A 21,639-nucleotide genomic window follows, 5' to 3' on the forward strand; every position below is an offset into this window, starting at 1 on the left:
CAATGGATAAGATGACAACATAATGTAAAAGAAAATGCCTATCTAGATCTTTATTAGATAGGCATTTTTATTGGGTCTAATTTTATTTAGGTTAATTCAGCAATAAAGCCACAGCAAATAAGCCAAAGCATAAAGATGAAAGATAATAAATATATTTGATTTTGGATTTAAACCAATGCATAGCTTGGTTATGAGCCATTAATCGCACCAAAAACAAGTTCCAGATCAATACCACACTCACCATCCACAGACAGATTAAAGTCAGTTGAACAACATTATAGCGTTGATAAATTGCCATAATAATACTGCTATAAAACAGAATGTTTTTAGGATTTAATAAGCTCGACTGTATCCCCAACAAGAGATATTTCATCCATGCAAAGGTTGATTTATTTTGGTGCTCCAGATGGTAATCCACTGTTAGCTTAGCTTGTTGCGCAAATATGAAACACCGATAAGACAAATAACTTAAATAGGTAATACAGCCCCATTTTACCAACTTTAAAATTTCATCATCAAATTTGCCAAGAAAAAATAATGAGCTCAAAACAAGACCAATCACGGCAACATTTCCCAAGACGATTCCTAAGCAAACAGCTCTCGCCGCGCGTGGTCCATTTCGAAACAATGAGGTTAAAATAAGAAAAAAATCAGGGCCGGGTGAAAGTAAAGCAATGAAATGGGTGACCATCACAATAATGAACAGTTGCATTACTCGATCCAAAAAATATTTAGATGAGCTTAAATATTTTTAGAACGTGTTATCTTGTAGATAATTGCGCAGTTAGAGCATGACAAACTGAGCTTGAAACTGCTTCGGTGTGATTCCAGTATGCGATTTAAACACATGATGAAAATGACTTTGGTCTGTAAACCCTAAATCATGAGCAACTTGAATAATTGCTTCTCCATATTTCAAACGCTTTCTGGCTATATTTATTTTTTGATTTAATTGATATGCATGTGGTGTTAAACCAAAATTATTTTTAAACAAGCGGATAATTGCATAACGACTAATCCCGAGGCTTTGACTGAGATCTTCTAAAGAAAGCATCTGTTTATTGTGATCCATATCATCAATTATTGCACCCAAATGCTTTTGAAAGTAATCAGACTGCTTTAATAACGTAAATTCAAAATTCGGCAATAAAATTTCACTCAGAACTTCAATTAATTGTTGTTGTTTGAATAAAATCGAAATGGCAGGATCAAATAACAACTGATTTAATTGCGTAAATGCTTGGTATATATGTGGGTTTGTTAAAATTTGTGGTTTTAGCAGTGGAATATGATGAGGATAAAGCTGCTCGATATCTTTGACTAATTCTGAAACGAGTTGAGCAATCCAATGTGCATCTAGATGCATCATCTGATAGCTCCATGCTTGATTTTCTAATGGATTACATGCGTGTTCTACCTCCGCAGGAATGATTACTACGCTTCCTGTTTGAATGTGCTCCTCTCTGGCAAAATAGCTACTAAAACGGCTTATTCCACAATCCACAGCACCAATCGAGAATGTCGGGTGGCTATGTGGTTTATAGCAAATACGGCTTTGACATGCCCTACGTGTTTCGACATAGGGCATTTGCGGATCAGTCCAAAATTCAACTGTAGTGTCTAATTGCATCATATCCTCAGTCTTATTTTGGTCTTTACAACAGGTTATTCTGCTAAAGCTTTTTCAATATCCTGTTCTATATCCTCAGGCTTCGTGGTTGGTGCATAGCGGTTAATCACTTCGCCTTTCTTATTAATTAAGAATTTGGTGAAGTTCCATTTAATACCATTGCCAAGTATGCCTTTGCTGTTATTGGTTAAATAACGGAATATCACATGTGCTTCAGGCCCTTTTACATTCACTTTAGCGAACATGGGAAAAGAAACGCCATAATTGCGTTGGCAATAAGTGCCGATTTGCTCATTTGTACCAGGGTCTTGTCCACCGAACTGGTTACAAGGAAATCCTAAAACTTCAAGACCTTGGTCTTTATATTTCTCGTAAACCTTTTCTAATCCTGCAAATTGTGGAGTAAAGCCACATTTACTTGCAGTATTTACAATCAATAAAACTTTTCCTTCATAATCAGAAAAAGATTTATTTTCACCCTCTAACAGCTCAGCCTCAAACTGATAAATGTTGGTCATGGATACGTTTCCTCGTCGCCTTTTTCTTGTGATTTTAATTCTAAAGAAGCGGAATTTACGCAGTAGCGTAAGCCCGTTGGTTGTGGTCCATCTTCAAATACATGCCCCAAATGAGCGTCGCAATGATGGCATATAATTTCTACACGTTCCATACCATGTGAATGATCATCTTGTTCTTCTATAACAGTATTATTGATTGGTTTAAAAAAGCTTGGCCAACCACAACCACTGTCATATTTGGTTTCTGAAGAGAATAATTCTTCCCCACAACATCGACATACATAGGTTCCATGCTGCTTGGAATTCCAATACTTTCCAGTAAAGGCAGGTTCAGTGCCCTTTTGTCGAGTGATTTTAAATTCCTCTGGTGATAACTCTCTTTGCCATTCTCGGTCTGTTTTATTGAGTTTTCCCATCATTAAACTCCTTTAAATCTTTGACATTCAATGTCATGCTTCAGTACTTCCATATTTACGCTAGAGCTTGGAAAATTTCTAGCTAAATTTCAACATAGATTGTGATATTTCAGTAATCTATTTTTTTAACTCAAAATAATTGGATAAAATTATGTCCGTTTTAGGTAACACAACCCCACGTGAAATCAAGAAATCGTCAAAGCTAGAGCATGTTTGCTACGACATTCGTGGACCAGTGTTACGAGCGGCCAATGAGATGGAAGAAGCCGGTCATAAAATTATTAAATTAAATATCGGTAACCCCGCCCCGTTCGGCTTTGAAGCCCCGCAAGAAATTATCAATGATGTGGCTTTAAATTTGCCTAATGCTGTGGGTTATACAGATTCAAAAGGGATCTTTCCTGCACGTAAAGCCATTTGTCAATATTATCAGCAAAAAGGTATCTTAGATTTACATGTTAAAGATGTGTATATCGGCAATGGGGTATCTGAACTGATCGTTATGGCGATGCAAGGTTTATTGGATGATGGCGATGAAATGCTGGTTCCAATGCCGGATTACCCATTATGGACGGCAGCCGTAAATCTATCAGGTGGTACAGCGATTCACTATAAATGTGATGACCAAAACTACTGGTATCCTGATATGGCGGATATGGAAAGTAAAATCACCCCGAATACACGTGGTATTGTGGTGATTAACCCAAACAATCCAACGGGTTCAGTCTATCCGCGCCATGTTTTAGAACAGATTGTCGCGTTGGCAAAAAAACATGATCTGATTTTATTTGCAGATGAAATTTACGACAAAATTGTTTATGACGGTATCGAACATGTCTCTATTGCAGCATTAGCTGGAAACCATTTATGTGTTTCTTTTAATGGTTTATCTAAAGCCTATCGTATTGCTGGCTACCGTTCTGGTTGGATGGCGATTACGGGTGATAAGTCACGTGCAATGGATTACATTGAAGGCTTGGACATGCTTGCCTCTATGCGTTTATGTGCCAACCATCAAGCTCAATATGCGATTCAAACCGCTTTAGGAGGCTATCAATCAATTAATGATTTGATCCGCCCAGGTGGTCGTTTATATGAACAGCGCAATATTGCTTGGGAAATGCTTAACGATATTCCTGGTGTATCGTGTGTAAAACCAGAAGGTGCAATGTATTGTTTCCCTAGACTGGATCCTGAAATCTATCCAATTGAAGATGATGAAAAATTCATGTTAGATTTCCTCAAAGCTGAAAAAGTTTTACTGGTTCAAGGAACAGGTTTTAACTGGCCTACACCTGATCATTTCCGTGTGGTATTTCTCCCCGCAGAAAATGAATTACGTGAAGCAATGAACCGTTTAAGTCGTTTCTTGGCAAAAATGCGTTAATCTTTATAAAGTAAACATAAGCTATAAAAGGCATTCAAAATTGAATGCCTTTTTTATTGCTCAAGCATCTGTACAACTAAAAACTTATTCATTGACGTTATATTGCGCAACATCTTTATTGAATGCTGAAAAAACACACTGGCAAACACTTTATCCAGTTTTAATAGTATGTAACTATAAATTTGAGTGATTATTTGAAAAATTACATTTTTAAATAAGTATGGGCAACAGCTCAGTATTTATATAGATTTAAAAACTGGTACAAAAAATGCTTATGACCAGAACAATGATTGAAAAGGATAGTTTATGAAAAAGACGGTTACTGCACTTACACTTGCAATTGGCATGCTTTTACCCTTTACGAGTTATGCAAAAAATAATGTCGTTGTCGTCGCAACTGGCGGTACGATCGCAGGTGCTGGAGCAAGTTCTACAAATAGCGCAACATACACTGCTGCGAAAGTTCCTGTAGATGATTTGTTGAATGCAGTTCCGCAAATTCAAAATCTTGCCAATGTTACAGGGGTACAGGCTTTACAGGTTGCTTCAGAAAGCATCACTGACAAAGAACTTTTAACCATTGCACGCAAAGTGAATGAGTTGGTTAAAAAGCCTGATGTAAATGGCGTGGTGATTACCCATGGTACAGATACTTTAGAAGAAACTGCTTATTTTCTAAGCCTTACGGTTCATACAGATAAACCAATTGTCGTTGTTGGTTCTATGCGTCCACCTTCAGCGCTTTCAGCTGATGGCCCTTTGAACCTTTATAGTGCTGTTGCGCTTGCTGCCGCAGACAGTGCCAAAGGCAAAGGCGTTTTTGTGTTAATGAATGATGATATTTTTGCAGCACGTGATGTGTCAAAGACCATCAATATTCATACCGATGCTTTTGTCAGCCAATGGGGCGCTTTAGGTACACTGGTTGAAGGTAAGCCTTATTGGTTTAGAAACGTTGCAAAACGTTTTAACAATAGCTCCGAGTTTAATATTGAAAATATTCAAGGTGATGCGTTACCAATCGTTCAAATCGTTTATGGTTCAGGCAATATGCTTCCCGATGCCTATGTGGCCTATGCAAAAGCGGGTGCTAAAGCCATTATTCATGCAGGTACAGGTAATGGTTCCGTTGCGAACTATATTGTTCCGACATTAAACCAACTTCAGCAACAAGGTGTACAAATCATTCGTTCTTCACGTGTTCCACAAGGTTTTGTGTTACGTAATGCTGAACAGCCTGATGATAAATATGGTTGGGTTGTTGCTCACGATTTAAATCCGCAAAAAGCAAAACTCTTAGCGGCTTTGGCACTCACTAAAACCAAAGATGCAAAAGAAATTCAACGGATGTTCTGGGAATACTAAGCTTAATATTTAAATTAAGCTTAAGACCAGCACAAAGTTAATTGTAAAAGAATGCATTAAACCGTCAAATTAATTCGGCGGTTTGATTTTAGATTGAATGGATAATGAGTTAGGGTCTGTTGACGATTCCTCTACGTTTGCGACGATGTGTGTGTTTTAATCGATATTAGACGCGAGTTACGATATTTAGTTACTCTAAATGATGAAAAATATCGTTTCGCAAGGTAACGCGTAGCGGCAAAAAACACGCTAATCTGCTGTTAAATCCAATTGATCAAGGATATAGAGTGTATTGCCATCAATGATATTTTTATCGTGATCCAAATACTTTTGTTCCAATACCCCATCCGTTTCAGAAAAAGCATAATCATCATCATTGAGAACCCCTAAATGCTGTTCATCAATCACCCATAGACCTTCAATTTTATCGTGCGGATACTGTAAACGCGCAACCAAATCCACCACTAAAGTTTTTTCTACTGGGTAGATACCCTGTTGAGCCAGACCAGTCCAGCCTGCTGTTAACACATATTGTTCTAAGGTTTTTTCAGCTATTAACAACCCGAGTTGTTCATCTTGCCAAATCGCTGAAGTTGGCTTTAGCTTTTCCAAATCAGTGGCATGTTGCAGATTTATTTTATAAATCCGTTTAAATGCTTGAGGATTATCTTTATAGAAATCATCATCACGCTCTGCGACTAGAAATTGTGAGGAACTCAATGCGGTAATAGCCGTATTTGAATAAGCCTTAGGACCTCCTTCTTGTTGATACAGATACTGAGAAACGACTTTGCTTTCTAAATCAATCATCACAATACGTACAAGATCTGATTTACTTACCGAAGCATCGGGATTGCTCATAGTGGATTGCATGATGCCCACCAGCTTTTTTTGATCAGGTGTAATAGTTAAACCTTCCATTCCTCGATTCTGGCGTCTATTGGCATATTCTTGAGGCAATAAATAACCCGATGTTCTTCGCTCATCTAATACATAGGCATTGATACGATCAATTTCTAGCCCATCAGCATTAAAATGCACAATATGAGGACCATATTCATCGCTGACCCAAAAAGTACCATCTTTGAGTGCAACCAAACCTTCAGCATCCAATCCAAATTCATCTGTCCCTATGGCTAATTTCTTTCCATCTTGGTCATAGGCGATTTCTTTACTTGCACCAAAATGCTGATTAGGCAAACCAGTAATATTTCTGCCTGTTGGATCTTTTAATAAAATTTCTTTTATTTTCTGAATAGTTCCATCATTTTTTAGCTCAAATAATCCAATTTTAGGGGTATAGTCAGGAGCTAAAAAGATTTTCCCATGATCCTGATTGACGTTATACGTGGTATTCGGTCCACGATCTGTAAGTGCATAAAATTGATGCTTTTCTATAGGGTGTGCTGAAATTTCTGAACCAAACCCACCACAACGAACTTCAATAAAATGACCAGGTTTTGCACCGTCAGATATATTATGAATGTTTAAAACCTCATAAGGTAAACGCACACCTTGACTAAATTTTTTATAAAGCTGAAGATCTTTGTCAATATTGCTTAGGTTGATATGCTGTTCAGAAGACAATAAGTCCATATGCCAATCTCATTTTTTAATATTCTGTTTATTTTCTATCATGAAATCAGATAAACCACAGTAAAAGAAATGCGATAAACTGTATATATACACATTCAAAGTCAGTATAAATGAAAAGATTTTTTGCCCTATCGCTGATTGTTTGTTCTACATCCCTACAATTGGCAAATGCTGGGACGACGTTTAAAAAAGTTTCTGAGTGTCAGAGTGATTATTTTAATGGCGATTATTGTTCTAAAGCCAACCTTGCCAAATACAAAAATGCGCTTAAATCAATGCCGCCCAATTTTGATAAAAAATATATTTTACTCAATACGGGAAATTCAGACTCTTTAGAAATGGTTGCTTTAGATACCCAAACGGGTATTGCCTATCCACTCAATTATCAGTTCACGGGTTGGGAGGATAATGAAGGCAATGTAAAAAAGAAGCCTACTTATACATTTTCATTGAATGACTCCAAATTATGCTTGATGGGCTCACAATTCGATGGTGATCATCCTGGAACACATGAAACCTATAGCAATATCAAAAATTGTTTTAGCATCAGTCATCAATATGGCCATACAAACTTTGAATCAAATTACGCTGACCAAGTTCAATATGAATATGACAATAAAAGCAAAACGTGGAAGCCTTATCCGCGTTAAATTTTAGATCCACAAAAAAGAGGCTTTCGCCTCTTTGCTGAATTTAACAATCCTTTAAATATGAGACTTAAACTGATTCAGGTTTAGTCAATTCAGTCATTGGCCAACGTGGTGTTGTTGTCACCGATAAACCATCTTTTTGTCCAGCTTTTAAACGCTGATAGCCTGCAAACGCAATCATTGCGCCATTATCTGTACATAAAGCAGGTTCTGCATAATAAACCGTTGCTTTAATTTTGGCTAAGTCTACTTCCAAACGCTCTCTTAACCGTTTATTGGCACTGACACCGCCCGCAATTACCAAACGCCTTAAACCCGACTGTTTTAAGGCTTTAATCGACTTTTTAACCAAAGTATCCACTAAAGCTTCTTGGAATGAAGCCGCAATATCTGCATCACGTTGTTCTTCACCTAATTTTTTTAACTGCACTGAAACAGCAGTTTTTAGACCACTAAATGAAAAATCTAACCCTTGATGCAACATTGGACGGGGAAATTCAAAAGCATTTTTGTCACCTTGTTCCGCCAATTTTGAAATATTTGGACCACCTGGATAAGGTAATTTCAACATTTTTGCGACTTTATCAAAAGCTTCACCAGCGGCATCGTCAATCGACTCACCTAGAATTTCGTACTCACCAATTGCGTGTGCTGCCATCAATTGCGTGTGTCCACCTGACACTAATAATGCGACAAACGGAAATTCAGGTGGATTTTCGGATAATAATGGAGCAAGCATATGACCCTCCATATGATGCACACCAATTGCGGGTTTATTCAGCGCAAAAGCCAAGGTGCGACCAAATAATGCCCCTGTCATAAGTGCACCCATTAAGCCAGGGCCGCGCGTATACGCCACTGCATCGATCTCTGATTTTTTTACATCGCTTTGCTCAAGCAACTGATTAATCAATGGAATTAACTTCCGAACATGATCTCGAGAGGCCAACTCAGGGACCACACCACCATACTCTGCATGCAATTTAATTTGACTATATAACACCTGTCCTCTTAAGCCGACTTCATTGTCATAGAGCGCTAATCCTGTTTCATCACATGAAGTTTCTAAGCCCAGAACGATCATTAAATTGCCTTTTACCCATTTCAAAATATTGCTAAAGCTATTATAGACTTGTGGTATGAGATGTAAATGAGTAAAATACTGACCTTCACTTGTGATCTAGGGTAATTCGACCCTGATCTTATCCATAACTTAATGAGGATTCTTCATGCCACAAGTTAAATTGAAAGAAGGCGAACCAGTAGACGTAGCTATCCGTCGTTTCAAACGTTCATGCGAAAAAGCTGGTGTTTTAGCTGATGTTCGTAAACGTGAATTCTACGAGAAACCTACTCAAGAACGTAAACGTAAAAAAGCTGCTGCTGTTAAACGCTACCAAAAGAAATTGGCGCGTGAATCAGTACGTACTACTCGCCTTTACTAAGATTAATTTGTGATTGATTGACTCACCTGGACAGATAAATGACTACTTTAAAAAACCAAATAACTGATGTTTTAAAAGCAACAATGCGTGCTAAAGAAATGGGTAAGTTAACGGTAATTCGTGGTCTACAGGCAGCAATCAAACAAATCGAAGTCGATGAGCGCATAGAGCTTGACGATACTCAGGTTCTTGCGGTCATTGAAAAGCAAATCAAACAACGTAAAGAATCGGTCAAAGCCTTTGAAGGTGCAGGCCGTGAAGATTTAGCTAGTAAAGAACAAGCCGAAATTGAGGTGTTATCTCAGTTTCTACCTGAAGCTATGTCAGAGGACGAGCTTGATTCTCTCATTGCGCAAACTATTACTGCGCAAGGTGCAACTAGCATGAAAGATATGGGTAAGGTGATGAATTCTCTACGTCCGATCATAGCCGGACGTGCCGATCCAGCACAAGTTTCTGCAAAAATTAAAGCAAAACTTGGCTAAACCCAACGTTCTTAAATCTGAATTTCTGTTTGATTTGGTCTATTTAACAACTTAAATAAAAATTATTTTGCAATGAAATAGTTTCTTGTTAAATAGCCCAAAATCTTCAATCTACAATATCACTTAATTTATTTTCTATCTGATAATGGCAAATATCTCTAAAGCCACCATCGACTGGATTCCATACAGATTGATATTGAATATTTTTAAGTAAAAACCCTGCTTTTTCACATAATTTTCGTGCCAATATATTTTCTGCATCGACATAAGCATTTAAACCGACAAAATTCCATTTCGAAAATAAATTACTTACAAATAGTATTAGTGCTTGTGACATGTAGCCTTTTTGCTTAAATTTTGAGTTTCCCCAAAACCCAATAGATGCAGTATTTTCCAACCAATTAATTTCATGGATATCGACAACCCCTAAAAAATCATCAATTTCTTTTAAACGGATAATAAATACAAAGTTCTCTTTATTTAACAACGCCACCAAACGAGATTGGCAAAATGCCATTGAAGCATGCATATTAGGTTCTTCCAATGCCCATAATAAACTTGCAGGAAACTTTCTAAGCTCAGTTAAGCTATTTTTTATTGCGCTATATAAATCTTCAGCATCAGATACTTGAATGATGTTGAGAACAATTTGCTCATTCTCAATTTGAAATTGGCTAAAATCCATAAATAATCTGGCTCAGATGTAAGATGTTAAAGATAACCCTATTTCAAATCACACTCAATATTATATTTTTTAAGTAGCTGCATTTCAGGTGACAACATCACTTTATCAATCACATTTTGTTTGGTCATAGATTGCGCTGATGGTGGGAGGGATTGACGATTTTCATCTGTCGTTTTATACATATCATCGACATATTTTTTAACAATGCCACAAAATTGTGACTCTTGTTGTGGGTTAAACTGGCTCAATTTCGGATCTAAGCTACGTAAAAAAAATTTCATATCTGCACTGTATTGCGCCGAAATACGCTCAACTTCTCGAACATAGCTTTCTGGTACTGCTGCAAATATTGAGTGAGCATAGAAAAAAATACTGAATGCGATTAAAATTTTCTTCATGTGAATCAAATACTTTATTATAACTTTAAGTGATTTTAGCTTAACCTGTTCAAGCAAGAATAGAAAGTAAATTTTCTTTAATGGCTCATTTAAAATCACTCATTATTTTTAGTTTTTTAATCTAAGCTTTTAGAGTTTTAATCAGGCTTTTAAATTTTTAGCTTCCGTTCATCTTGCATCACTTTTAAACGTGTATCGATACGGGCACTCATCGCATTATTTTCTTTAGCCAAACGCTTGGCATGTAAAAGTGATTTAATTGCATTTTCTTCATCACCAGACCAATATTGAACTTCCGCCCGATTTCTTAGCACATTGACTGTACGCATTGGATTCTTTTTATCTAAATTTGCCGCTTGTTGTAACAATTGCCAGCCAATAATGTCCTTATTATTTTTATTCACAAAGCGATTAACCAGTTGCTCAGCTTCTTTGGACTTTTGTTGTCGAATATAAACTTCAGCTAATTTATAACTTAATGCACGATTTTCTGGGGTTATGATTTGCTTACTGATGATAGTTTGATAGGCATCGTCTAGCTTATTTCGCCCTAAATAAATATCAGTTTGAATCAATGTAACCAACGTATGCTCAGCGTTAACCTTCTTAGCTAAATTCAGCTGGGTTTGCGCATTGTCATAATCACCCTGCAGTAAATAAAATTCACTTAAAGCCAATAAACCCGCTAAATTATTGGATTGTGCTAAAGCCAGCAACTGACGATCAGTCGCTTGTCCCGAAATCACTGCGGTATACCATTTAATAATATTAAAATCAGATTGTTGAGCACGAAAAGGAACTTTTGGAAATTGATTTGCCCTTAATCTTGCTTCACTCATACGCTCAGTTGTTAAAGGATGAGTTAACCAAAAATCAGGTAAAAAACTCAAACGACTGGTAGACCGATGCATGGTTTCAAAGAAATCAGCCATACTTTCTGGGTCATATCCTGCACCATACATAAACTGCATGCCAATCCGATCAGCTTCACGTTCTTGATTTCGGCTATAACTGAGCTGCTTGTCCATTAATGCAGCTTGTGTACCCATCATCACCGCCCCACCAATATCACCATCCGCTTTGGACGCCAATGCAGCACCGACAATAATTCCAGCAAGTGCCAACAAACCCTGCCCTTTAAATGCTTCTTGTGAACGGCTGTAATGACGTTGTGTGACATGGGCAATTTCATGTCCCATCACACTGGCAACTTCATCCATATTACTTGAAGCTGTAATCATTCCACTATTTAAGGCAAACATACCGCCAGGTACTGCAAATGCATTGATCTGAGCATCTTTGATCACCACCAAGCCTACTGGCTGTGAAAGTTGGGTCTGACTGAGAATTTTTGAAAAAACCAGCATAAACTGGTCTTCCAGCCAAGGATCTTGAAGAACTGGCATTTGCTGTTGAACTTGACGATAAACTTTTTCACCAATGGTTTTTTCTTTTTGTTGATCAATAAACCCTACTCCACTGCCAATCTCAGGTACTTCAAATTGAGTACTATTCTGAGTTGGCAAAAAATCATCAGCTGAGCTCATTGAAGTGCTTAAGCAGAGACAAAGGCTGAGGAAGGTCTTGTTCAATTGATCATCCCAATTATTTTAATATTCTAAATATAACATTGAATTTAGTACAAATTCGCAATGAAGTGTTAGGGGGCTGTAAACATTTCATATGTAATTTGCATTGTCAGCAAACTTTCAATATCAACTAAAAGTTTTCATTGACTAAATATCTTGGTGTGCGTTGTTCCAAAGCATCGACTAAATTTTGAAAAGCCAGTTCCGCCATTTTCTTACGCGTCTCGGCGGTCGCTGAACCGATATGCGGTAAAGTCACGACATTGTCCAACTCAAACAATGGCGATTGTTGCAACGGTTCTTTTTGGTATACATCTAGACCCGCAGCAAAAATTTGACGGTTCCGTAAAGCCTCTGTTAATGCATATTCATCCACTACTGAACCACGAGCAATATTGACAAAAACAGCATGCTTTTGCATCAAAGCAAATTCTTGAGTCCCGATTAAAGCTTTAGATTGGCTATTTAAATCTACCGCGACCACAACAAAATCGGCTTGTTTTAGCAGTGCTTCAAGACTTTTGTATTGTGCATTAAACTGTTGTGCCACTTCGATTTTTTCACGACGATTATGATACAAAATATTCATATTAAAGCCATAAAATCCACGTCGTGCAATAGCTGCACCGATATGACCTAAACCGATTACTCCTAAAGTTTTACCGAAAATTTCTTGACCAAATTGTGTCGCATTGACTGTACGCTGCCACTCACCTTGTTTGGTCCAGTGATCTAGACTTGGCACTTTACGTGCAGCACTCATTAACAAAGTAAAGGCTAAATCCGCGGTCGTTTCTGTTAATACATGTGGTGTATTCGACAGCCAGATTTTCTTTTGATTTAAATAATCAACATCGTAATTATCATAGCCCACACTAACAGAGGAAATAATTTTTAATTTTTCTGCAGTTGCGATATTGCTTTCATTAAGCAAACGACCCGCACCAATCATTGCATCCGCATCAACAACTGCTTGACGAATTTGTACATTGATATCTCCTTGCTTAGGATTCAATACAACCAACTGATATTTTTCTGCTAATTTTGCTTGAACTTCTGAGTCGATTTGACTAAATACAACCACTTTTTTATTCATATCCCAGAAAACCTCTCAGTACAGATTTTTAAAGCTAATTCACTTTATTTTGCATAAATTGCCATAGACGGCGTTTTAATAAAGGTTGCTCAATCATCTCTTGTAAACTTGCCAATTCGAACATTTCAGTATTATTTAAATAAGGCAATTGACCAAGACTGATGACTTTGCGCTCTTGTCTTAAGGCATCAACAAACCCTTGAATATATATCGCAGCCCCTCTTCCATCTTGAAGCTGCACCATTGGAAAAGGCCATTTCAAATCATAAAAGTGCCCTACAAAGGCTTGCTGTATATTGCTCCATAGCGTGAATTGGTCAGTGCTGACTTGAGTACAATCAACAAAGATGACACAGCTTTCAATGCAATAGGCTTGGATTTCAAATGGCGCAATTTGTAATGCAGGCTCAACAGTAAAGTTTGTCTGTTGCTGAATTTGCTCAGGTGCTGAAACTTCTTCAGTTTGCTTTGTTTCAGGATTTCGTTTTAATAGAGAAACTTCAGGCTGATGTGCTTTTTCAATCTGTGACGGATGTACATTTTGATTTTCTAGTTTTGCATTAGATTGAGTTGAATGCATGTTCAACTCAGGCACAACAGCAATATTCTGTTCAACTTGAGCAATATCACGGTATAGCGCATTTTCATAATGACGTGTTTGAACATCAACCTTGGGGATCCAAAGCTCTATTCCCATCGTAGCCAAAATGCTACGCTGATGTTCTGATACATTCATATTCATTATGGATTCAATACACACTATTCAAGCTATATTTTAGCTGTGTTTTAACTTTTTTGTCGCACTAATCAAAGTAAAAAAACACGATAAATTAAATTTAAGCGCAAGAAGATGTTACATGCTGATTTTAGCGACAATCATTGAGCACCAACTCACTATAAAGATGTGATTAAAATTCCGTACTTTGCCGTAAGATACATCCCCTGACGAATGATATCTGTACCATTGGCATGATCAACTTTGAGTTCTTGAGTCAACACATCAAATTGAAAAGCATCATAACAATCTTGATGTTGGCATAACCAATTTAAAGTATCAGCAAGATTTTCATCGACAATATAATTTTCAGCTAAAAAATCTTTAGACATTATGATTCAAAGACAATAAAAGAAGAATAGCGTTATTCTAACGCAAATTTAGCAACACCTTAAAAAAAACAGGCTTAAGCATTAAACATATACAAGACATAAGCAATCAACCGAGTACGCCGATGAACATAAGGATGAATAGATAATCTTACAAACTAGATTTTTATTATTTTCATTTAGAGAGGTAACGCTTTCTAAATATCACCATATTTTCTCGAATGATCATAATATAGTGATATTTTGCAATCACTTCTAGAAAATTAATGATGAGCACCACACTTACGACACTCTTTCACCACACTATTATGTCCAATTTCATATTCAAAACTGTGGATACACAATAATTTTCTGATTTTTTGAAACATTTTAAAACTCCTTTTAATATCTTACACCAATATAGTTTCATCCTAAAACATCAATGCCTTAACAAGACATGTGATATGTTTAGCATATCTACATATATCTGAGTAATACTTTTTCCTAGTTCTTTAGTCTGATACCGCAAATTTCATCATCAAATTTTCAAATCGTGATAATCCAACTAAGTTATTGTTTTTTCTTGGTTAAAACTATAAAAATATTGCAAAAATATATTGTTTTTAAGCTTGATTTAATCTGACTTTTATATAGGATGAAATGATAGCTTTTTTTATTTAACAATTTTTTTCACTTAGAGAGCTTCAGAGAAAAAAACAATTTAAGCCTATCAACAAGATTATAAAGGAATTTTATATGCAAGGACGTATGATGCAGCAACCATTATTAATCAGTAGCCTCATTGAGCATGCTACTCGTTATCATGGTGATACTGCGATTATTTCAAAAAATACTGATGGTACGATTACAAAAACAGATTGGACACATGTAAGTGAAAACGCGAAACGCTTTGCCAATGCGCTTGCTGGACTGGGTTTAGGTTTAGGCGACCGAGTTGCAACGATTGCATGGAATAATCATCGTCATCTTGAATCTTGGTATGCAATTTCCGGAAGTGGTTTGGTCTGCCATACCATTAACCCTAGACTCTTTCCTGAACAATTAATCTTTATTATCAATGATGCTCAAGATAAAGTAGTTTTATTTGATAAAACATTTTTACCACTAATCAAAGCTGTGAAAGCCCTTACCCCTAATGTAGAGCATTTCGTCTATCTGGGTGCTTTTGACCAAGATATTGCTGATGCCCTCCCAGAGGTTAAATTCTATGATGTGCTGATTGCAGAACATTCAGTGCAGTACCAGTGGCCAAATTTTGAGGAAAATACCGCAAGCTCACTATGCTATACCTCAGGGACAACAGGTAACCCCAAAGGCGCATTATATAGTCATCGCTCAACCATTTTACATACCTATGCGATCGCACTACCCGACTCTCTAAATTTATCTGCAAAAGATATTATGTTACCTGTTGTTCCAATGTTCCATGTCAATGCTTGGGGTACACCTTATGCCGCAGCTATGGTTGGTTGTACATTGATACTCCCGGGGCCAGGTTTAGATGGTGGCAGCTTAGTACAAATGATTGATGAATATAAAGTCAGCATTGCGCTTGGTGTACCAACCATTTGGCAAGGCTTGCTTGCAGCAGCAAAACAATCTGGTAGTACTCTTGAAAGCCTTAAACGCAATGTCGTTGGCGGTTCAGCCTGCCCACCTGCGATGATGAAAGCATTTAAAGACATTTATCATTGCGAAACTATTCATGCATGGGGCATGACTGAAATGAGCCCATTGGGCACAGGTAACCAACTCAAAGCCAAACACCTAAATTTAAGTGAAGAAGAACAATTCAAAGTTCGCTTATCGCAAGGTCGCCCACCTTTTGGCGTAGATTTACGTATTACCGATGAAGAAAATGGCACACATGAAGTTGCTCGTGATGGACATAGCACTGGGAATTTGCAAGTAAAAGGTCATTGGATTATTGAATCTTATTATGGAAAATCTGAAAAAGCGTTAAGTGCTGATGGTTGGTTTGATACTGGTGATATCGCTACGATTAATGAGGATGGCTATCTACTGCTAAGCGATCGTGCCAAAGATTTAATTAAATCAGGTGGCGAGTGGATTTCTTCTGTTGAGCTTGAAAACATTGCTATGAATCATCCTGAAATTGCTATGGCTGCTGTAATTGCAGCAAACCACCCGAAATGGGATGAACGCCCTGTGGTAATTGCGATTAAACAACAAGGTACTCACATTACTGAACAAGATTTACTGGATTACTATGCAGATAAAATTGCAAAATGGCAAATCCCAGACAAAGTCATTTTTGTAGATTCCATTCCTTTAACAGGTACTGGCAAGATGTTAAAGCGTGATTTACGTGAACAATATAGTGATGTGTTATTAACGGAATAAATCCTTTGAATAAGCTTTAAAGAATTACTAACGAATCATATCGAATTGAAAAGCCCAATGTGCCATTGGGCTTTTTCTATTTCACAAAAAAAAACTAGATATTTAAACCAATGATTCACTTTGAACAACTAGCTTAAATAAGCAAAATAAATACAAGATAAATACTCCTAACATATACATTTTTTGGCTTTTCAATCGTATGTACAATATTTTGCGCTACGCACATTCAAACCATTTAACGATCTGCGCGGTTTACCTCAATGACTCATCTCATTTTATATAAGCATAAAAAACTCGGATCGAAATCCGAGTTTTTCAATATTGTTCAACTACATTTCAATGCCAATCGCATCTAAAATGTTTTATCAATGTCTAGAACCGCCAATGATAGAACACATCAATGGCTTTTTCTAAGGACTGACTTGCTTCCAAATACAAACGTTTATTCATTTGATAACGTAAAGTCAGTTTATTCACTGGTGTAAATACCCCCACACCATAACGAATATACAAGTCTGGCGTAATATATCCAGTCAAACTGACCTGAGTATCATCACCTGTACCCTGCGCATCAAAAGATAAACCACTTAAACCAAAAGTACGTCCAATTTGATTGGTAAATGCTCGCGTTCCACCTAGACCCAGACTAATCCCTGCTGCCGCAATAGTATTGTTTACATCCGATTTAAAGCCTTCAGCATTACTTAAACCACTCGAACCTTCATTAATACGTCCTGTGATTAAAGCATTCATTGCTTCCTGATCTGACAGTCCAGCATCGTTATAAACTTGGATATTTGGACTTGAAGCAGTACCTGTAATACGAAGTCCTACTGTGCTTCCAGAAATACTCTTATTGGTATCGACATCTAATGTAGGATTGGACAATGGTCCATTAAAACGAGCAATCGCACGATTCAAATCCAAGCGTTGACCATAAGCCTCAACGGTTACTTTCTGACTAACACCAATTGCGCCATTGGCACGCATCGCAGTTTCTAAACCGCGTTGAGACAGGTATAGACGTCCAACCAATGGAATACGACTGTTAAACCCTTGGAAAATCACCTTATCACCTAAGTTTACCGAGACATCTGCACGTATAGACCACGGTTGTGCTGCTTTAAGCACAGCCAACTGATTTTGACCTTCTTTCACAATACGAACATCAGGTGATACATTGACTACTGTTGCACTTGATTCAGGCATTGAAATTAATGCACTAGGAACATCAACCTTACCTTTCACTGTAATTTTTTTACTTAAAGGTAATGCATCCAATTCGATATCTGTATCAACAATTGCAGTAATGAGTGGTGCTTGACGAATCAGCAATTTATCGCCATTTAAACGTAATTGTACATGAGGGTCATTTTTCCAATCGATACTACCGCTAATTTTACCTACACCACGACCACTATTAAAAGCACCATTAATTGTTGCAACATCTTGACGAATTGAAGTGTAAATCTGAACATTATTTAAGTTCACAGGCAGTGAAATCATACTAATTTCACCATTTTTCAATCGCATTTCGCCATCAAACAATGGCTGTGTGAGTGTCCCGTTAATTTTGCCTGCAAGTGATAACGTTCCATCGAGTTTACGAACATCGGCTATAAACGGTTTTAATATTTTCAACTGAACTTCGTTAAATGCTACCTCTCCACGCATCGGCTTAGACGCCACATATGGGTTCACAATAACGCTGGCATATCCCGTCCCCACATTAGGAGCTTTCAAATCAACACGTAATAACAATCCATCTTTTATGCTTTTCGCAATTACACTGGCTTCGTCATAGTTCATTGAAGTCGAAGGGTCATTAGGATCTTCAGCAGCAATACCAATTTGCCCATTACGGGTAACAAGTTTAGCATCCAGTTTAGGTTGTGCACCTTTAGCCCATGATGCTTTTGCATAACCATTTAATTTGCCAGTTAATGCTAAACCTTCTGGCATAAATGCTGCAAAATCATTCAGATCCAGATTCTTGGTGAGGAACGAAACATTACCATTTTGCTGACTTGCACGTATGGGTTGATCAAAACACAATTGGCTTTGCTGGCTTGACCAACAATGTTGACCTACATATAGCTCCGATTTTGAGGCATTAAAAATGACCGGTGCATTTTGCTGTTGCAATAAATGCGCTCTTACAGAGTCAAATTCGCCTTTCTGAATCTGACCTAACCAATCGTTTTGGGCATTAAATCCGCCTGCAAGTTGCACATAGAACTTAGAATAATAATTCCACGCCTGAATCTGCAATAAATGTGCTTTACGAGTTCCTGAAAGTGTAATCCCTGCATGCTGGATTTCACGATTCCCACTACGCAAAGTATCCATTTGCGCAACCATTTTAGAAGCTACAGTTTCTGAGGTTGGCAGTTCACCTTTCAAGCTTAATTTTTTAATGCTTAAACTGTCATTAAAACTAAAATTATCGACAGTGAGGTTGGCAGTTGCACTCAAACGCGGCTGGGCTTGTAAATTTAAATAACCATAAGCTGTACCACGTAATCCTGGATAAAGCTCATATAATGCAGGTGCATTGACTTTTAATCTTAGATTCTGTGCATTTCCTGTAGCCTGTACTTGATTGTTAGCATAAGACAAAAATAAATTATTTGCCTCAAATTGCTGTGGCATGAGACCCTTTAAATCAGAATTCAAAACGACTGCAAGGTTACCACGCCCTCTCAATGGCTTATTATTGATCATGCCTGCAATATTCAATTGTTGAATATTGATTTTCTTCATACGATCTGACCAATTCCCCTGAGTCTTCACATTACCAGAGATTTCACCACGTACAGAAGAGACAAAATACTGCGGTTTAAAACGCACCAAAGATGCATTGATGTCCCAACCGATACCATTACTGATATGAACCAAACCATTGGCTAAAATTTTTCCTGCAATACCATCATGTTGTAGCTCAGATATTTTGATTAGCTCAGGTGTACCCGAAACTCTAATCTTCAACAAACCATTACCTTGTTTCATCTGTGATGCATTTAATGCACCATCATAATTCACTGCAAAGCCTTTAAAAGCACCACCGGCATTGGCGTCATTGAAAATAACTGCTGCAGTACTTTTACCAGTCAATTGGATTGTTTCAGGATTGGCTTGATTTGCGAGTCTACCTGTTAAATTAATCGCATCAAAGTTAATCAGTTGTTGATTTGGTTTTGCAAATCCATTGGCTTTTATTTGTCCATTGATTAAATCTACTGGTGCAGTTGCAATGATACTTTGTGGATTGAAATCTTTTGCATTTAACAAAGCATTCCATTTTAACTGACGTTTTTCAGTTGGTAATTCCACAACTGCATTCCCAGATAAACTGCCTTTAGCAGCCACATATTCAAATGCAGGGACATGTAAATCATTACCTTTTAAGTCCAGCTGAGCTGTGTATTTACCCTCAGGCAAACTGCCTTTTTCATGCTGACGCACAACGGTTGCCACATGAATGTTTTGCTGATCATCAACCAGTGCAACTTCAACCTGACCTTGTTCACTACTCAACCAACCAACATAAGGCACTGCTCGGTCAATATTTTTCCAGTTCACACCCAATAACATAGGTTCAGGCTTTTTACCCTTTTGTTCAGCTTGATCTAATTTAACGTTCCAAGCTTCATATTTGTCAAAATCCACATTGGCGGTTAAATGCATACCTTGTTTAAGTGCACCTACTGATCCAATTTTGGCATCAAGTGAAACAGGTAAAAAGTCTTGAATCACTTGTGGAATAATTTTATCTTTTGGATTAATTCGATCTAAACGACCTTGCACATCCCAATGTACATGATCTTGCCAACTCACCAAGCCAGCAAGATTTAAAGCACCACCCATCAATTGACCATTTAAGTTGTTAATATTCAACTGATTGGTTAAATCGGTATGCGCTAAAGCAGTATATTGACCTTGCGGAATATTTTTACCACTGATATCAGTATTGATATCTAGGTTTAGGCCTTTAACATCACCATGGAATTTTGCCAAACCATTTTTAGAAAGTAATTCTTGTTCCTGTAACAGCGGCCAGTGATAATCTTTAAACACCAAAGCACCATTCATTGGAACATCGTGACGCATTGGGTGGATTACTGCCCAACCTGTTAAAAGATCGGGAGTTTTGGTTGCAACGCCAGCTTTAATAGTGTCGAGTGAGCCGCGCGCATGTACATAAATATCTTCAACATTTAAACTTTTTAAACTTGGGATTTTTAAAATAGCTTTAGCATTAAGCGGATAATCTCCTTGTTTAAAGTCCATATTACCTGTTGCGTCTTTTACAGATAGATAGCCCATGTCCATTTTAGAGTTTTCAAATTTAAGCTCTGTACCAGACCACAATGCGTTTTCTAAATGAATATCCTTAAAATCAATTTTTGTAGATGATGTTTGAAACTGCATGTGATCTACATTTGCCTCATCTAAACGTAAAACAAAAGGTAGTTTGATTTCGCTAAATTTAAATGGCTCATCACTTGGAGGGGTTTTACTGATAATTCTTAAATTATTGACATCGGCATGGCTGAGATGAATTTCTTTGTCTAATATTGCTCTCCAACCTAATGAAATATCTGCACGATCAATTTTGACATCAACCGAACTCAAGGTAACCAAAACATTTTTTAGAATAATCCCTTGAAGTAGATTTCCACTTTCATATTGATAATCAATAATTTTCTGACTTGAAGCTACCCGATCCAATAAAAACTTACTGCCTTTATCGGTACTAAACATCACAGCCAATGCAGCAATCAATAAAATAATGACCAAAAGCAATGACATCAGAATATTACGTAATATATTACGCTTCTTCGGAGCTTGCTCTTGCTTTAGTTGATCATTTTGAACATCTTGATGTTCTTCATCAGCCATAATATTTCC

The 21,639-nt window shown here is 37.3% G+C and carries 19 protein-coding genes; 6 read left to right on the top strand and 13 right to left on the bottom strand.

The annotated features are described in order from the left end of the window. Positions 1-91: 91 nt before the first annotated feature. The 4 genes from WFN33_RS10540 to msrB form a co-directional block, all read right to left on the bottom strand. Positions 92-712, bottom strand: coding sequence for a LysE family translocator (locus WFN33_RS10540; protein WP_336953030.1), 621 nt, complete (start codon positions 710-712; stop codon positions 92-94). Between the two features lie 72 nt (positions 713-784). Next, positions 785-1,630, bottom strand: coding sequence for an AraC family transcriptional regulator (locus WFN33_RS10545; RefSeq protein WP_336953263.1), 846 nt, complete (start codon positions 1,628-1,630; stop codon positions 785-787). 35 nt (positions 1,631-1,665) lie between these two features. Continuing rightward, positions 1,666-2,148 carry a glutathione peroxidase gene (locus WFN33_RS10550; protein WP_336953031.1) on the bottom strand — a complete coding sequence of 161 codons (483 nt, stop codon included), beginning with the start codon at positions 2,146-2,148 and terminating at the stop codon, positions 1,666-1,668. Then, a complete protein-coding gene (gene msrB / locus WFN33_RS10555; protein ID WP_004720961.1) occupies positions 2,145-2,564 on the bottom strand; it encodes a peptide-methionine (R)-S-oxide reductase MsrB in 420 nt (139 codons plus the stop codon). Before msrB ends, WFN33_RS10550 begins: the two co-directional genes overlap by 4 nt. 151 nt (positions 2,565-2,715) lie before the next feature. On the opposite strand from msrB, the gene WFN33_RS10560 reads away from it, so the two are divergent. Further along, entirely contained in the window at positions 2,716-3,951 is a 1,236-nt protein-coding gene (locus WFN33_RS10560; protein ID WP_336953032.1) for a pyridoxal phosphate-dependent aminotransferase, read from the top strand. Positions 3,952-4,257: 306 nt separating this feature from the next. Continuing rightward, positions 4,258-5,316, top strand: a complete 1,059-nt coding sequence (locus WFN33_RS10565; RefSeq protein WP_004720964.1) for a type II asparaginase — start codon at positions 4,258-4,260, stop codon at positions 5,314-5,316. Between the two features lie 249 nt (positions 5,317-5,565). Here WFN33_RS10565 and WFN33_RS10570 read toward each other — a convergent pair whose 3' ends face one another. Then, complete coding sequence (locus WFN33_RS10570) at positions 5,566-6,912, bottom strand: esterase-like activity of phytase family protein (RefSeq protein ID WP_336953033.1); 1,347 nt, start codon at positions 6,910-6,912, stop codon at positions 5,566-5,568. Between the two features lie 110 nt (positions 6,913-7,022). Between WFN33_RS10570 and WFN33_RS10575 the strand changes: the two genes are divergently transcribed. After that, a complete protein-coding gene (locus WFN33_RS10575) occupies positions 7,023-7,562 on the top strand; it encodes a hypothetical protein (RefSeq protein ID WP_336953034.1) in 540 nt (179 codons plus the stop codon). 67 nt (positions 7,563-7,629) lie between these two features. On the opposite strand, the gene tsaD is transcribed toward WFN33_RS10575, so the two are convergent. Then, entirely contained in the window at positions 7,630-8,646 is a 1,017-nt protein-coding gene (tsaD, locus tag WFN33_RS10580; protein ID WP_336953035.1) for a tRNA (adenosine(37)-N6)-threonylcarbamoyltransferase complex transferase subunit TsaD, read from the bottom strand. A gap of 145 nt (positions 8,647-8,791) precedes the next feature. Between tsaD and rpsU the strand changes: the two genes are divergently transcribed. Together rpsU and WFN33_RS10590 are read left to right on the top strand one after the other, a co-directional pair. Next, entirely contained in the window at positions 8,792-9,007 is a 216-nt protein-coding gene (gene rpsU / locus WFN33_RS10585) for a 30S ribosomal protein S21 (protein ID WP_001136722.1), read from the top strand. Between the two features lie 38 nt (positions 9,008-9,045). Further along, positions 9,046-9,492 carry a GatB/YqeY domain-containing protein gene (locus WFN33_RS10590; RefSeq protein WP_004720970.1) on the top strand — a complete coding sequence of 149 codons (447 nt, stop codon included), beginning with the start codon at positions 9,046-9,048 and terminating at the stop codon, positions 9,490-9,492. Positions 9,493-9,598: 106 nt separating this feature from the next. Here WFN33_RS10590 and WFN33_RS10595 read toward each other — a convergent pair whose 3' ends face one another. From WFN33_RS10595 to WFN33_RS10620, 6 genes are all read right to left on the bottom strand, one after another. After that, on the bottom strand, positions 9,599-10,177 hold the full coding sequence (locus tag WFN33_RS10595; RefSeq protein WP_336953036.1) for a GNAT family N-acetyltransferase: 579 nt from the start codon (positions 10,175-10,177) through the stop codon (positions 9,599-9,601). Between the two features lie 38 nt (positions 10,178-10,215). Continuing rightward, entirely contained in the window at positions 10,216-10,575 is a 360-nt protein-coding gene (locus WFN33_RS10600) for a hypothetical protein (protein WP_336953037.1), read from the bottom strand. A 149-nt stretch (positions 10,576-10,724) separates the two neighbouring features. After that, on the bottom strand, positions 10,725-12,122 hold the full coding sequence (locus WFN33_RS10605; RefSeq protein WP_336953038.1) for a M48 family metalloprotease: 1,398 nt from the start codon (positions 12,120-12,122) through the stop codon (positions 10,725-10,727). 172 nt (positions 12,123-12,294) lie between these two features. Further along, positions 12,295-13,260 (bottom strand): 2-hydroxyacid dehydrogenase, encoded by a 966-nt coding sequence (locus WFN33_RS10610; protein ID WP_336953039.1) that lies wholly within the window; start codon positions 13,258-13,260, stop codon positions 12,295-12,297. Positions 13,261-13,294: 34 nt separating this feature from the next. Then, positions 13,295-14,002 (bottom strand): hypothetical protein, encoded by a 708-nt coding sequence (locus WFN33_RS10615; RefSeq protein WP_336953041.1) that lies wholly within the window; start codon positions 14,000-14,002, stop codon positions 13,295-13,297. 152 nt (positions 14,003-14,154) lie between these two features. Further along, positions 14,155-14,367: a hypothetical protein gene (locus tag WFN33_RS10620; RefSeq protein ID WP_336953042.1), complete on the bottom strand. Its 213-nt coding sequence runs from the start codon at positions 14,365-14,367 to the stop codon at positions 14,155-14,157. A 732-nt stretch (positions 14,368-15,099) separates the two neighbouring features. Here WFN33_RS10620 and WFN33_RS10625 point away from each other — a divergent pair. Continuing rightward, a complete protein-coding gene (locus WFN33_RS10625) occupies positions 15,100-16,728 on the top strand; it encodes a long-chain-fatty-acid--CoA ligase (protein WP_336953043.1) in 1,629 nt (542 codons plus the stop codon). Positions 16,729-17,100: 372 nt separating this feature from the next. Here the strand turns inward: WFN33_RS10625 and WFN33_RS10630 are convergent, their stop codons facing one another. Further along, positions 17,101-21,630 carry a translocation/assembly module TamB domain-containing protein gene (locus WFN33_RS10630; protein WP_336953044.1) on the bottom strand — a complete coding sequence of 1,510 codons (4,530 nt, stop codon included), beginning with the start codon at positions 21,628-21,630 and terminating at the stop codon, positions 17,101-17,103. Positions 21,631-21,639 lie beyond the last annotated feature (9 nt).

Source organism: Acinetobacter sp. AS167 (assembly GCF_037152175.1).
Classification (GTDB): domain Bacteria; phylum Pseudomonadota; class Gammaproteobacteria; order Pseudomonadales; family Moraxellaceae; genus Acinetobacter.